The sequence below is a fragment of the Clostridium hydrogeniformans DSM 21757 genome (assembly GCF_000686705.1).
Classification (GTDB): Bacteria; Bacillota; Clostridia; order Clostridiales; family Clostridiaceae; genus Clostridium_Z; species Clostridium_Z hydrogeniformans.
On record NZ_KK366005.1, the window covers coordinates 235016 to 251441 of the forward strand.

Sequence of the window (16426 nt, forward strand, 5' to 3'; positions counted from 1 at the left end):
CTTTTAATCTAATGCTTAATAATATAACAAAGATATAATTAATATTAATTGTAATTTTTGGAATTTATAAGTTGATTCTAAGTTATAATTTATTAAGCATTTCTCATATTCTATATTTTACAAGGTATATTTTATACATTTTTCCATTACATGTCAATATAAAAAATTACCTTTTTAAATTTTTTATTAATTATAATTAAATTTTTTTAATATAATATTAAATAATCCGTAATTAATCTATCTATTTAAAGATAAATTTAATAATTATTCGAACTTTATCTTTATTTTGTAATTTTATGTATATTTATTCAGATTCAATATATGTATTTTATTACATATATTGAATCTAATTGTGATTTAAGTAATATATTTAAGTACATTTGGAACATTTTTGATTATTTTTATAAATAACATAATTTAGGTAAGCTTTTATTCTTACTATTTAACCTTTTCACTTAAGCAAAAAAATCTAGATGAATTATAAATATACACTTTATAACTCATCTAGATTTCTCAATATTTTTAACTTATTATTTAATATCCAGTCATTATATATAACCCCTTAACTTATCCATTAAAAATATCCTTGACTTGTCTTGCTTTCCTAATATGGATGAATTAACTTTAAAACTTAAAACCCTATAACTTTAAGTCTATACTCACTCGATATCCTTAGTTATTATTATTTTTAATATTAACCCTATTAATTATTTGTTATCTCTTTAGACTTTCTTCTCTTATATAATTAAGCTCATTTTCATTAAATACTCCCATTTTATATAGAAGTAGATATTCCTCTGAAACACCACTATTAAAAATCAGAAGGTCATCACTATTTATTGTTATATCTATTTCTTTATAGAATAATTTTCTAACCTGGTGGCTTTTTATATCCTTAACTGCTCCTAGTATCAGATTGCTGCTTGGGCAAATATTTAATCTAATATTCCTCTCCTTTATAAGATCCATAACATAATTACTATTACCTGCACCTATTCCATGCTGCACTTCATCTACTTCTAAGATTTCTATAGCCTTTCTAACATTTTCTGGTCCTTGGAACTCTCCTGCATGTGCCTTAAGCTTTAATCCCTTTTTCCTTCCATATACATATACCTCTTTAAATCTTTCAAACTTCTCTAAAGCCTCATCTCCATATAGGTCCATGGATTTAAACACTCCACTCTCTATACAAGGAACCATCCATTTTTCTATATTTTCATTTAGTATGCTCTTTGGCATTCCTACCTCTGGTCTAAAGTCTATTACATTCTTATATTTTTCTCTTATATCTTCTATTAACTTAAAGAAATCTTTACTATTTTCAAAGAATGTTATGGTACTACAATCTATGCTAGGCTCTACTATTTTAACGCCATCTTCTATAGCCTCTTTTATGGCTTCCTCTATAAGGAATTCTATATGCTCCTCTTTATTTATATACTTAAAGGTTTCTCCAAATATATACTCATCTAATCCCTTAATACCATCCATGGTTTTAGGCGGTGCTGTAACTTGTCCTCCTGCCCACTTATTAAAGGTAGAAAACCTCATTCCTAGTCCACAATGATTATGAACATCCACCTTTGATGCTTTTCTTATTTTACTTAAATCATTTTCTATTAATCCTTGTTTAAATAATTCACTATCCATTTTCTTCTCCTTTATTCTTAATCCTATTATGTTAAATCTTTTTTATAATATATATATTGCATAAAAGTTTGTACGTTTAAAGAATAAAAACAATGATTAGATTTTATCTTTTATTTTTATTCTTTAATTGTAATATTTAAATTGCAACCTATATATCTAAAGTTTCTCTTATTTATAATATAAAAGTTGTTACTCTTATCTATATTTAAGCTATGTCCTTCTTAAAAATTATTATAGAAGGAACCTTCCTTCAGATGATGTTCTTTCTACCACCTGAAGGTTAGATAAGCTCATCTAGGGGTGTCGCAACTGTTATCCCACCCCTTACATGCGGATGTGGGTGTTAAAGCTTATAGCCATCAGATAATTTTTATAAACCTATTTTATATTTACAATCTAAATTTGTAAACTCCAACTATACTATCTCTATATTATCTAATCTTATGAAAATATATTTAATATGAAAATTAGCTATTATGAACCTAACAATAAATTCTACTATTTATCCTATTACATATGTAAAGAAGAAGTATATATTCCCTTAATTAATTAAGCTTACTAATAGATAAAATAGATTTCTATCTATAGCAAGCTTAATTTTGTAATAATACTATTCTTTATATTAACTTTAGAAAAATCTTATATTTTTGAAATCCTTAAGAAGATATTCGCCTATATATTCTTCTGTACCTATAAAAAATATAGGGTTTGAAACTATTCTTTCTCCTTTAGCTATACCAATGAAATCAGCATAATTCATATCCATAGCTTCTAAGTTTAAATCACTCATAAGTCTCCTATTATTAAAATCACCATATACTTGAAGCTTCTCATTTATATCTTCATGTCCAAATAAAATAGTATTTTTGTTTACAATATTAATACCTTCAACTCCTGCCTTATATTTTACCTTTTGCCCTTGAGAGTTTATTACCTGAGCATAGCATTTTTTTATATCTCCATGGGTATTAAAGAACATAGTTGTATTAGTAACCTTACTTATATATTTATTGTTATCTCCAATTATCTCCATAAAGGAGCATAATACTGGTACCCCTTTTAACATAAGATAATGCTCATTTACAGTTAATCCTTCTAGCTCCTCAAAGTTTTTAATATTTAAAGATATTTTTAAGTCTGACCATTTATTTCCTTTATTATCTACTAAATCTTCAAAGTACATTTTAATCTTTTCATTTAGGAAATATCTACACCCATTTCTTAATCCTACAAAGCTTTGAATTCCCCCAAACCATGGATTGTACCAACTTTTAATACTATGTGTTGGAAATGCTGTTTCAAGAAACTCTACATTCTTATAATTCATAGAGTATATCCCTGGTCCAAAGTCTTTACATGCCTTTATTTTTATAATTCCATTATCTAAGGAATATATGGTATCTCCTGTTCCTTGATATATCTCTCTTTTAACGTCCCCTTTAAATACCCTAAACATAAGTTTATTATCCTCTATTAAAAAAGCTCGTCCTTCTCTTTCAATAGTTACAATATCTTTATTTATATCTCCTGATATATCTAGATAAACTTCTTTACTATCTCCTTCAAGATCAACCTCACATTGATCTACTATAGAGTTCTTAGAAGAAATTCTAATTTTACCTTCTAAACTAGAATTCTTGTATTCAGAAATCTTAAGGTTCAATTTATCATATATAAATGGATTACCTTTATTAAGTTTAACATCATAGTCATTTTTAATTTCTACATAATCCCTTAAAACTTTTCCCATTGCATAATTTCTAAGTTCTTGAAATGTCCTAAAGGTTCCTAGGGACATAAATATGGATTTTGACCTCTTTATTTCTCCCTTATTTATTACTCCTATTTCATGTTGGAAATATATAAGATAATCTTGAATTCTAGGAACTAAACCCTTCTGCCAATGTAGACCTCTTGTTTCATCCTTAGTAGATCCAAAGATCCAATTTTCAGTTATTTTTTCTTCTTTAAAATCCTCAATAAAGGAGGTACCTATATCTCTTATTTTTAAAATCCCATTATCATAGGGAAGAATTCCATCATTAACCCTATAAATTACTGGTTGTTTTATAAAAACTTCATTAGTTTTATCCTCTCCCTTATTAACAACCTCAAAATAACTCTCCATAATTCCATTGCTTTTAAGAGAGAATATCATATGTATATAAGTATCCTTAAATCTTTCTAGACCATAAACACATCTAAGAGTCATAGCATTATTTTCTTCATAAGACTTAACCTCTAAAGGAGTAGCATTAGTAAGCTCTTCACTATAGGGCATACCTATTTCTGGACAAAATATTGCAGATGTCATAAGGGTAATATTTTTTTCTCCTCTTAAAAATACAGAGTTCTCTCCCTTATAAAAGTCTACACTATACTTACCATTGGCTATCCTATACCTATCCTCCATCTCTCCTCCAAAGCCTCCTGAAAAACTTTGAATAGGTAATGCTACCTTAGAAATAAAATTAATTTCTCTTCCATCTCGTACCCTTATATTAGATGCTACATCAGGATTAAAAAAAGTAGCTTTTCTTAAAATAAAGGGAAGTTTTATAGTCTTTCTTTCCTTTTTATCTAAAGTTAAATTAAATTCTCTACGATCTATATCTACATCTTCACTCTTAGGTATAATAAAGTTCAAACTAACTTCTTCATTAAACTTATTTTCTATATCAACATTTAATATATCCTCTTGATCACAATATACTAATTCATTATTTCTATTAAATTTGATCTCTACAGGAGGTTCTGGAATTATACCTATTGCAAATTCTGCTTCCTTTCCATTAATTAAAACCCTAGCCTTAACTGAAGGATGAGTCTTTAAATCATCTGTTTTAAAATCTAAAGGATTTATAAAAAACTCCCCTTTAATAATTTCCTTCTCCTTAACTTTTGTCTTATGTTCCATGTTAAAGTCTATATTTTTATGATTAATTCCTTGTATTTCAATAGATAAGTCTTTCCCTCTTTTATTAACTACTTGAAATACAGCTTTATGTGTTTCCCCAAATACAAGTTTTTGATTTTCTGCCCTTAATGATATTAAATAATCCTTAGTTTCTATTAAGGATAATCCCCTAGAACGTCTTTCAAATTCCATTCTAAGTTCTAAATCATCATTATTCCATCTATACTCATAGAACTCAAAATTCCTATCTTTTCTACCTTCTGGTTCTAAGTTTATTTCTCTCTTTAAATCGTAATACCAGTCTAAAGTTTTAAAATATTCCTTTACTGCTTCTGTATTAACTGCATAAGGTATAAAATTCATAAGATGCCCCTGTCCATTCTTATCCTCAAGAAAAAATCCACATCTTTTATATAGGGGTATTGATTTAGTATTCCCTGGCCATGTAAATAAATCCAATCTTGGCCACTCAAGTTCCATTGTTCTTTCAACTGTCTTTTTAACTAAAGCCTTTCCTATACCTTGTCCATGTTTATCGAATCTAACATTTAACAGCTCCACATAGAGAGTATTTTCATCATAAATATATTTCTTAAAGGAACAATACCCTAAAATTTCTTCCCCCTCTTTTGCAAGATATGTATTTATATTTGCTGTATTCTCATTAGCCCTTAATATCTCTTCTTCTGTGGTATCACCCCATTCACCATTCCATCCCTTTGAGCTTAATCTCCACATTCTTGCAATTTCTTTAGCATAAATCTTATCATATTCTATAATTTCTAATCCCTTCATACTTGCCCCCTTCTAGGTTTCCCCTAAATCATCTATTATGTTCCTATTAGAATCACAAATTCCGTTATTTAAAGTAAGAATATTATTTTAAAACTTAGCTTAAACTAAGAACGGCTGAATTAAACATGAATTTAAGAATAGACTTAATCCTATAATTAAGATTTATAGAATAATTTTACATTTATATTTATTTTTTGTAAATGCTTAAATTTCATTATAATACATTTAGTATAAATAAGGTATCAAATAACTTCAATAATTTCCGAATTTTCCTTAAATTATATTTGTATTATTTAATAATTTTGTTATAATAAGTATGTAAGATTTTCATTTTAGAACTTAAATTATACAAATATTGACTCATTCAAGATACTGAGTTTAACTATTGTATAAAATAATTTTTAATTTATAAACATTACAAAATATTTTAAAAAATAAGTTATAATATTTAAAATTTTGTGAGGTGTAATATGATTATTCGTTTTTAATTATCTAATTTTAAAATCCCTAAAAAATTGCAAGGGACTTTTGCGCACTTTTTTAGGATAAGATAGTTAAAAACAACTCATTGGTGAATTAATACATCTAATATAAATTTCTTAGTAAATATACCATGTTTTTATATTAGGTTTTAAATATGGACCATAGGCACCTTACTAAAAAGCTTATAGCTTTTCTATGCACTTAACTTAAATAAAATTTATTCCTTATGTATATAAGGTTTACTTAATTTAAGTATTCATTATCTTATCTTTATGATTTTACCTAAAGTAATAGGCTAATTTATCATAGAGTATGTATAAGATATAATTTAGTGCTACTTTTAATATGCCTATTGCGCCATAACCAAGGTTGGTTATGGCTTTTTTATATTTATTAACTATCTTATCCTTTAGACAATTTCAAATAAAGGAGAGATATAATATATGACTATAACAATAAAAAATTTATATAAAGACTATAAAGGAATTATGGTGTTTAAAAATATTAACTGTAAATTAAACAGTAATGATAGGATTGGACTTATTGGAGGAAACGGAGTTGGTAAGACTACCCTATGTAAAATAATAGCTGGTATTGAAAACTATGAGTGTGGGGCTATTGTTTATTCCCCTTCCACTCTGAAGGTTTTATACCTTAATACTAATGAAAATATTAATGGAGAGCTAACTGTGCATGATGTTTTAAAAGGTTTTCTTTCCTCTTCCCCTTATTCTTTAGAAGAAAGATTTCTGAAATCTCTTTTATATAAGACTGGACTCAAAGAGGATTTATTAAAAGAAAGGTTTAAAAATCTAAGTGGTGGTGAAAAAACTAAGGTATTGCTATGCAGAGCATATATTATGGATTTTAACGTTTTAATACTAGATGAACCAACTAATCATTTAGATATTACTGCTATTAAATCTTTAGAAGGATTTATAACTTCATTGAATATACCTGTAATTTTAATATCCCATGATAGATACTTTTTAGATAATACCTGTAATAAAATATGGTGTCTTAATAATAATTCCTTAAAAGAATATAAAGGACATTACTCAAGTTATAAGATCCAACTTCACCGTGAGGTTTTAGCATCTACTAAAGCATACAATAAAGAAGAAAAGGAAATTACTAGCCTAAAATCTATGATAGAGGATAGGAAAACTTGGTTTCACAAGGCTCATAAAGCCGCTGGTAAAGATGACAACTTAAGAGCTCATTCTAAGAAGCATATAGCTATCCTTCGTTCTAAAGAAAAACAACTTAAAAAATTAGAGGAAAATAGAACAGAACTTCCTTCTAAAGTTCTATCACCAACCTTTAACCTAATAAATAAAAACCTTTTAGACTCTAAACTACCAAAGCACATAGGCTATATTAAAAATCTTAATAAGTCTTTTGGAAATAGGACTCTCCTAAAGGATGCTTCCTTTAATATAAAACGTGGAGATAAAATAGCCTTACTTGGAGATAACGGCTGTGGAAAAACCACCTTATTAAAGATTTTAATTGGAGAAGATATGGATTACTCTGGTGAGGTTTATCTAAATCCATCTATAAAAATATCCTACTTTTCTCAGGGCTTAAATAGCCTAGACGAAGAAAAATCCATAGTAGATAACCTTTTGTATGAAAATGTAACTTTAAAAGATATAAGAAACCTTTTAGCTTCCTTTTTATTTAAAGGTGAAGATGTGTTTAAAACTGTAAAAAACTTAAGTATGGGAGAAAAATCAAGGGTGGCACTTTCAAAGCTTTTACTAAGTAATTCTAACTTTCTAATATTAGATGAAATAACTAACTACATGGATATTGAATCTAAAGAAACAATAGAGGAGGTTCTAAAAGAGTATAAAGGAAATATAATCTTTGTTTCTCACGATAGGTACTTTACCTCTACAATAGCAACTAAGATTCTGGAAATCAAAGATTTAAATACTGTGCTTTATCCATATAACTATGATGAATATATAAAAACCTCTAAAGAACTTAAGGAAAATAATCATAAAAATTCTTATGTTAATTCTAAGGAAATAAAAGATAACATTTTGATGCTCCAATGTGAAATTGCCTTCTTAAGTGGAAAACTTTCTAGGTCTTTAGATGAAGAGGAGAAAATAGAAGTAAATAATAAATTTCTAGAGTTTTCTAAAGAAATTAGTATATTAAAATCAATGCTTTAGTGCAGTTAAAAAATAATATTCTTAAATTATAAAAACGATGCATATAGGAAAAATCGCTTTCCACCCTATGCATCGTTTCTTGAATTTTATATAGCTTTATGCAATGTATATCACAATACTTTTGTTAAGCAGTTCTATCTAAAAGCTTTTCTACTACTTCCTTTAATATATATTTATATTGATTCTCTGGAAGTTTATCTATAAGCTTAAATGCCTTGTTAGTGTACTTTACAGCTACATCCATAGCCTTATCTACACCCTTATATTCATATACAAGATCCATAATTATATCTACATCTGAATCCTCTAAGAATTCTTTTCCTTCAATAAACTTAAAGGCTTTTTTATTTTCATTTATTGCATAGATTAAAGGAAGATTGAAAATACCTTGCTTTATATCACTAACTGCTGGTTTTCCAAGTTCCTCATCATTACTTGTATAATCTAAGATATCATCAATTATTTGAAAAGCCATTCCTATATTATGTCCTATATTAAAAAACATTTTACTAAGCTTTTCAGAGCATCCACTTTCTGATGCTCCACTATAAAAACTAAGAGCAAATAATTCAGCAGTTTTTCCTGATATCCTTGATAAATATTTTCTAGAAGAAGTATCTAAAGAAAACTTTGAATTCATCTGATTTATTTCTCCAAGGCATATCTTTTCCATTGCCTTGGTATCCATCTTTATACTAGCTAGGGATGCTGAATGGGTTGCTAGTAGCTTAAAACAAACACAAAATAAATAATCTCCAATATATACAGCATAATTTTTTCCGTACTTTGATTGTATGGTTTCTTTTCCTCTTCTTGTATCTGCATCATCTATAATATCATCATGGACCAATGTTGCCATATGGAGGATTTCAAGTGCTGCTGCCACAGCCCTACTTTTTTCTTTGTCATAATTACCAAACCTTGATGCTATTATAGAAAAGCTTGGTCTTAGGAGCTTTCCTCCTGAATATATTAACTCTTTTATAGAATTCTCTATCTTTTTATCTTTACATTTAACGTTTCTGTCCATTAAAAGAATTACTTCTTCTAAGTCTCCTTTAAGTTCCGGGTACTTATCCCACATTTTATTGATTTCCATAGTACCACCCTTTATAAATGTATTTAAAATCTTAATCTAATTTTTAGAATGTATCCACATATCAGTTAAATTTTCTTTATGGTTATCCACAAATTAGTCACTAAGTCTTAATAACTAATTATACTATATTTTATGTAAGCTTCATAATATATATAAGTTGTAATATTAAAACTACATTAGATTCAGCTGAAACTTATTGAGTTATCAACCAGTGGAATGTAGGTTGTTTAATATAATATATATATAATAAAAATTAGAATCACCTTACATCTAAATTTTAATAATTCTATGTAAATAATAAAAACTAAAGTTTTACCTGGCTTAAAATAAGCCAGGCTTAACCTTTAATTTATAAAAAATCTATTATAATTTTTTAATTGACTTCATAAGATAACTTTTAATATGATTTAATCACAGTATTCTTATTACTCTTACTTATCCACTCCGTATAATGCTTTTTCTTCACCATACCACCATTTTCCAAGGGTATTAGCCAGCCAAGGCATTACATAGTAATCAAGACCAAAGGTTCTACCTGCTCCACCCATTAAAGCTATAGCACCAAAGAAGAACCAAAGGATTTCCCATCCTGCCATTGCAGATAGTATAAAGTTAACTACCATAAATGCAGATGCTGCACTTGCAAGCCATGTGAATAATCCAGCTAGTAAACATAAGCCTATTCCTATTTCAGTTATAACAACTATTCTTTGGAACCAAACTGCTACATCTGGGTTTGGCATCATAAATTCCATAATGGATTTAAAGAATCCTGGCATTTCTTTAAGTATTGGTTGTGGGAAGTTTGCTGCTGCCCCTGCTGAATCTGCTGCTTGGCTAGCACCAGTATTAGCTGCTGTTTGAAGCCAATCAAATGGCATTTTTACATTTCCACTAGCAAGCCAGCTATCACTACCTATTCCATTAAATAGCTGCTTTAAAGAACTAAAGCTTTCTGTTGCTGCTTTAAATGTTTCTTCTCCAAAGAACTTCTTTAATCCCTCAATAAGCCACATACATCCTAAGAATAATCTAAGAGGTACAAGCCATAATCTATTACCATGAGAAGATAAGTGATTTCCCATTATAGATCTTCTGTCCTCCATATGGAAGAACTCATGTTGTAGATATCTACATACAGTGTATAGTCCACCAATTCCAAATAAGTAATACATGTTAACCATGTGCTTCATAACCATTGCAAAGAAGCCTGATAACTTCATTCCCCCTAAGCTTGCAACACAGTATCTTCCACCTACTGATACCATAAATCCATGATAATTAGATTTAAACTTAACTTTTTCCTTAGCCTCTATATCTGCAACTATATTATTAACTGCAGTTATAGCTGTTTGTTCAGCTGCCTCAACTATCTGAGGGGTAGGTCTTCCTTCAGTTTCCTCAAAGTAAGTTAAATCTCCAACTATATAAACATCTTCATTACCTTCTACCTGCATATATTCATTGGTCTTAACTCTACCAGCTCTAGCTCTTTCAAAACCATACTCTGATGCTTCTTGGTTAGCTTGTATACCGCATGTCCAAATTAATGTTTCAGTATCTATAACTTCTCCAGACTTAAGCTTTATATCACTTGGTGTTACTTCAACTATTGGTGAATTTTTCATCACCTCAACACCATGTTTTATCATATATCTTTCAGCCTTATCTGCTTGTTTTCTATCTAGCATGTTAAGTATTGTTCCTAAGGCTTCAACTACTATTAGTCTTACTTCCTTATGAGAAATCTTATATTCCTTTGCAAGCTTTGTCTTCCATTCTAAAAGCTCTCCAGCCATTTCTATTCCTGTAAATCCTGAACCTGCAACTATAAAGGTAAGAAGTTTACGTCTCTTTTCCTCATCTCTTTCCTTTGATGCCTTTTCAAAGGTTGCTTTTATATGAGCTCTAAGTCTTAATGCATCTTCAAAAGACCATAGTGTAAATCCATGTTCTTTAACTCCAGGTACTCCAAAGAATGCTGGTTCACTACCTGTTCCTATGATTAAATAGTCATATTTATATTGTCCATTTTTAGTAGTAACTACTTTATTATCCTTATCCACTTTTGTAATGTAGTCTGTTACTACATTAACTTTTGTCTTATTAAAGATTTTTCCAAGATCAACTTGTACTGATTCTGGATGTACTCTTCCTCCTGCCACTTCATGTAGCTCAGTCATAAGTGTGTGGAATGGATTTTTATCGATTAATGTAATATTAACATTTGAATGCTTCTTATACTTTTTTGCTAGCTTCTTAGCTGCACACACACCAGCATAGCCCGCACCTAAAATTAAAATGTCCTTCTTGTCCATTTTGCTACACCTCATCAAAATATATTATTTAATATTTAATATAATAAAATACTAGTTCTTAAAACATTTTATAATCAATCAGTGATTTTGTCTAGCATTTAACATTGTGTTTTTTCCTCTCATAAATTACTTTTTATGTTATTATGCAATTTTATCTTTATTAATCTTTCATATGAATATATCCAGTGTTTACAATTTCTTAATCTATATGGTTTTCATCTACTTTAACTAGTTGCTTTTGCAACCATTTTCAATTTTGTTGCATAAATTTTTTTAAAAGTTTTTTTCTGAAAATTACATAAAATACTTTTTATATTACTATAGTGATTTAAGATATAACTATTGTAAAATTTTTCTTGTTGAGAATTTATAAAAATTATAGGAAAAATTGAAGTTTTTTTAACACTTAACCTTTTCTTATAGCCTAAGATATTTTAATAGTAAAACTTAATCGCTCCATTAGAAATATCTTTAACTTATAGAAATTAATTTTTAAACCTAAGTCTTATAAGAGTTTTTAAATATTAAAATAAATTATTTTAGAACTAGTGATATTTAATTATTAAAAAGACTTGCTTTACTATTTATTCTTAACTATGATAATAAACTATCATTCTTTAAAAATATAATATTCTTTAATTTTAATTTTTATTCTTAATGGATAGTGAATATCATAAAACTATTTGCTATTTATATTTATCATATTAAACAGTTACTTTAAAACTAGGTTAGTATGATTCAACTTTTGAAAGCCCTTTATTTTCATATTAAAATATCCCAATTTCCCTAGATTTAAAAATATATACTAGACTTGAAATCTAAAAGCCAAAAGGAAGATACTTAAACCATGCATCATGACTTTTAAGTATCTCCCTTCTAACTTCTAGAGCTCTAAATATAATTATATAATTACTCAATTTTGTATATCTAATTAAATAACTCTTAAAATCCTAATATGAATTTTACCTATGACTATATAAATATTCCCACGGCCACTAGGACTATTTGGCATAGAGTCATAAGTACAAAATTCTTAACTCCAACTATAAAAGTCTTGCTTTTTATTTGTTCTTTAGAGAAAATATCTATATTTTCTTTAACTTTTTTAAATGACAACACAGAAAGTATTAATATTACAGGAGCTATTCTTAAAGCCACTATTAAGGCTATATCTAAATAAGCTATATAATATAACGCCCTAAATAACTTCACCCCATTTTCCTTTCCTATGTAATAAGGAAGAGTAAACCTTCTATTCACTATATCCTCTTCTAAATCACAAATATTATTAGCAAGCATAATATTTGATATTCCAGCAAAGGCTGGTAATGCCATTAAAAATATGTATATAACCTCTTTTATATTTAATGTTAAAGAAATTATGTTATTCTCATATCCTAGAGTTATTATTCCACTGTCATATATATGTATATAGATAGATAAAAATATTATGATAACTCCCATAAAGAACCCTGAAAATAGTTCACCTAAAGGCATACGTGAAAGCGGTATAGGTCCAAAGGTATAAAGTATTCCAGTTAAAAATGAAACCATTCCTATGATTAAAACCACCACATCTGTATTGAATGTTAATATAATCCCAAAGGATACAGCCAGTAAAAGTAATATAACTATTGTAGCCTTAACTGTATTTAAACTTAAGTTGTCACTACCTATTACATTTTTTTCCCTATAATCATTCCCCTTAACCTCTGTAGCTTTTTTATAATCATAATAATTGTTTATTGCAGTAGTTGCCATATCAAAGCAAAGTAGTGAAACAAACATAAATATAAAGTTTTTTAGGTTAAATGTCTTATATCTATATATAGAATATAAGGTTCCAAGGATAAAAGGCATGATACTTGCCACTTTAGTTTGTATCTCTACTAATTTTAAAAAGCTTGTAATATTCACAGCATAATCCCTCCTTCTTAAGTTATAACTTCTTGGATTATTTTATATCATCTTAAGATTTTACTCAACTTTAATTTTTTATAAGTTTAAATTAATGTTTATTATCTATTTTAATAAAGGTTAATACAAAAATAAAAATGCTAAATCTCTATGTATTAAAGATTTAGCATTCTTAATTTTATTTATATAAATTTTCATTTTAAAAACTATTAAAAAAAATCTATAGACTATAACATAGTCTCTTTCACAAAACTAATGACTATGCTTCTCTTTTCTTTTTTCCCTCTTATTCTTAAATCTACAAACAATACTTTCATAGATAACTAACACAATAGTGGTTAATTGTTCTGATACCAGAACTAATAGCACAGCAATTAATATATATACTATATCTCCTGTAATACTAAAGGAGAAAATTCTTCTTCCAATGGGAAGTAAATAAGCTAATGCAAATACTCCTCCCATAGCTATAACTAACCCTGTCTTTAAAAGATTTAACGGCTGAGCTACTCTTTTTAAAACCATTATACTTATTCCTCCCACTACAATAGTAGCTAAAGTACGTCCCTCTACTATGGTAAGATTGTGAATACTTGATAACATAAATATAATAATAGTAGCACCAGTTATTATAATCCCATTAGTTATAGATGTACTTAAGACTCTCTTTAAATACCCTTTCTTAACCCTAGATTTATTAGGTCCTAAGGCAAGGAAGAAAGATGGTATTCCTATAGCCACAGCTCCAATTAAACTTAATTGTATTGGAAGTAGAGGATATGGTAACAATATAATCCCGAATATAAGTGATAATAATATAGAATATACAGTCTTTGTTAAATAAAGATCTGAAACACTTTCTAAGTTATTTATCATACGTCTTCCTTCCACTACTACCTCTGGAAGAGATGCAAAATTAGAATCTAGAAGCACTAGCTGTGCTACTGCCTTAGTAGCATCACTAGCATTTGCCATGGATATTCCACAGTCTGCTTCCTTTAAAGCTAAAACATCATTTACTCCATCACCTGTCATAGCAACTATATGACCTTTTCTTTGAAGTGCCTTTACTAATGCCTTCTTTTGGTGAGGGGTAACTCTACCAAATACTGTAGTGTTTTCAGCTACTTCTTCTAACTCTTTTTCATCCTCTGGCAATGTCCTTGCATCTATATAATTCTCTGAATCTTTAACTCCTGCTCTTTTTGCCACAGCTGCCACTGTAACCGGGTTATCTCCAGATATTATCTTTACATTAACCCCTTCTCTATGGAAATATTCAAGAGTTTTCGGTGCTTCCTTCCTTATTATATCCTCTATAAGTAAGAGAGCAACTCCTTCTACATCCTCTGGAAGCTCTTCACTTAAGGAACTATTTTTAAGCTTTGCAAGAATTAAAACTCTTCTTCCTTTTTCTGCTTCCTCTTCTACACTTTTCTTTATATCATCATATTTTTCTCTTAGAACCATCTCTGGTGCTCCAAGAATCCAAGCACCATATTCATTAAACTCTGCCCCGCTCCATTTCTTATCAGAAGAAAATGGAATGGTGCTCTTAACTTCTAAGTCTGACTTTTCCTTATATTTATCAAGGATAGCCTGCTGAGTTGGATTTGTACTTGGAAAAGCATAAGCTAATCCACATAGTACCTTATCTATATCCTCAGTTTTATAATCTTTAAGTAATTTTATATCATGAAGTCTTAATGCTCCCTCTGTAATAGTTCCTGTCTTATCAAGACATAAAACATCTACCCTTGCTAAAACCTCTGTTGCTGGAAGCTCTTGAACTAAAGTCTTCCATTTTGAAAGCCTAACTACCCCTACAACAAAGGTAAGGCTTGTAAGAAGTACTAATCCTTCTGGTACCATTCCAATAATTCCTGCAGCAGCACTAATAATAGCCTCCTGCCAAGTTCTATTTGTGAAGAAAATCTGTGTTATAACTAGAAGTATTCCTATAGGAAATATAAGCCACATTATAACCTTTAATATTTTATCTACGGCTTGAGCAAGTTCTGAATTTATCTTCTTAAACTTTCTAGCCTCATTAGATAACTTAGCCGCATAGGTATCCTTACCTACATGAGTTACTTTTCCATATCCACTACCTGAAACCACAAAGCTTCCAGATAAAAGCTTTGATTTCTCCTTTTTAAATACAGGGTCTGCTTCTCCTGTAAGCATAGACTCATCTACTTCAAAACTATCTCCTGGTAGAACCTCTCCATCAACTACAATTTCACTTCCTGGAGTTAAAACTATAATATCATCAAGGACAACATCCTCTACATTTATAATTTTTTCTATTCCTTCTCTTAAAACCTTGGCTTCTGCCATATTGAGCACTGAAAGCTTTTCCAAAGTTCTTTTAGCCCTTATTTCTTGAACTACTCCAACTATGGTATTGGTTAATATTACCCCTGCAAAAATAGCATTTTTAGGAGATCCTGCAACTATAACAAGTATTGCTAGAACAAAATTTATGGCATTGAATCTTGTAAATAGGTTAGCTCTTATAATTTGTGCCATAGTACGGGAAGGAGCTTTAGGAAGAATATTTACCTGTCCCTTTTTAACTCTATCCTTTACCTCTTTTTCAGTAAGCCCAAAGGGCTGTTTTTTATCTTTTTGCTTAAAATCTTTATCACTCAAAGGTTACCACCTCTTATTCCTTCAAAGTTTTATGACTCTACCATTTTTATTCTTGCCATTACATAGGTTTTTATCCGATGCCTATCTCCTTCTACCTTCTTTTCCTTTTCTAATCCTAAACATAGAAAGATAAACCTAAAATGTAGTTTATTTTTCTATATTTAGGCACATATGAAAGTAAGTATATTAAATATTATAATCCATAAATTAAAATATTCTATAAATCCCCTATTAAATTAAGAATACTTTAAGATTTTACTAGGTAAAACTAAAGACTTAGTTCTGCAAATTACAGTACTAAGTCCTTTAAACTAACACTATTTAAACTTCAGTAAGTATAGGATTTTAAGTTTTAAAGTTAATTTAGAAATCTGTCTAAAAATCACTATAAATCAAAGATACT

7 protein-coding genes are annotated in these 16426 nt (G+C 28.8%); 1 reads left to right on the top strand and 6 read right to left on the bottom strand.

The window, feature by feature from the left end; translation table 11 throughout:
• Positions 1 to 714: 714 nt before the first annotated feature.
• Together BR69_RS0118160 and BR69_RS0118165 are read right to left on the bottom strand one after the other, a co-directional pair.
• Positions 715 to 1653 carry an amidohydrolase family protein gene (locus BR69_RS0118160; RefSeq protein ID WP_051623679.1) on the bottom strand — a complete coding sequence of 313 codons (939 nt, stop codon included), beginning with the start codon at positions 1651 to 1653 and terminating at the stop codon, positions 715 to 717.
• 628 nt (positions 1654 to 2281) lie between these two features.
• Positions 2282 to 5365, bottom strand: coding sequence for a GNAT family N-acetyltransferase (locus BR69_RS0118165; protein WP_027634479.1), 3084 nt, complete (start codon positions 5363 to 5365; stop codon positions 2282 to 2284).
• Between the two features lie 926 nt (positions 5366 to 6291).
• On the opposite strand from BR69_RS0118165, the gene abc-f reads away from it, so the two are divergent.
• Positions 6292 to 8034 (top strand): ribosomal protection-like ABC-F family protein, encoded by a 1743-nt coding sequence (gene abc-f / locus BR69_RS0118170; protein WP_027634480.1) that lies wholly within the window; start codon positions 6292 to 6294, stop codon positions 8032 to 8034.
• Between the two features lie 124 nt (positions 8035 to 8158).
• Here abc-f and BR69_RS0118175 read toward each other — a convergent pair whose 3' ends face one another.
• From BR69_RS0118175 to BR69_RS0118190, 4 genes are all read right to left on the bottom strand, one after another.
• The gene (locus BR69_RS0118175) at positions 8159 to 9133 is read right to left on the bottom strand and encodes a polyprenyl synthetase family protein (RefSeq protein WP_027634481.1); all 975 of its coding nucleotides are present in this window, start codon (positions 9131 to 9133) and stop codon (positions 8159 to 8161) included.
• Between the two features lie 431 nt (positions 9134 to 9564).
• Positions 9565 to 11451 (bottom strand): FAD-dependent oxidoreductase, encoded by a 1887-nt coding sequence (locus BR69_RS0118180; protein WP_027634482.1) that lies wholly within the window; start codon positions 11449 to 11451, stop codon positions 9565 to 9567.
• 972 nt (positions 11452 to 12423) lie between these two features.
• Complete coding sequence (menA, locus tag BR69_RS0118185; protein ID WP_027634483.1) at positions 12424 to 13368, bottom strand: 1,4-dihydroxy-2-naphthoate polyprenyltransferase; 945 nt, start codon at positions 13366 to 13368, stop codon at positions 12424 to 12426.
• 252 nt (positions 13369 to 13620) lie between these two features.
• Positions 13621 to 16023, bottom strand: a complete 2403-nt coding sequence (locus BR69_RS0118190; RefSeq protein ID WP_027634484.1) for a cation-translocating P-type ATPase — start codon at positions 16021 to 16023, stop codon at positions 13621 to 13623.
• Positions 16024 to 16426 lie beyond the last annotated feature (403 nt).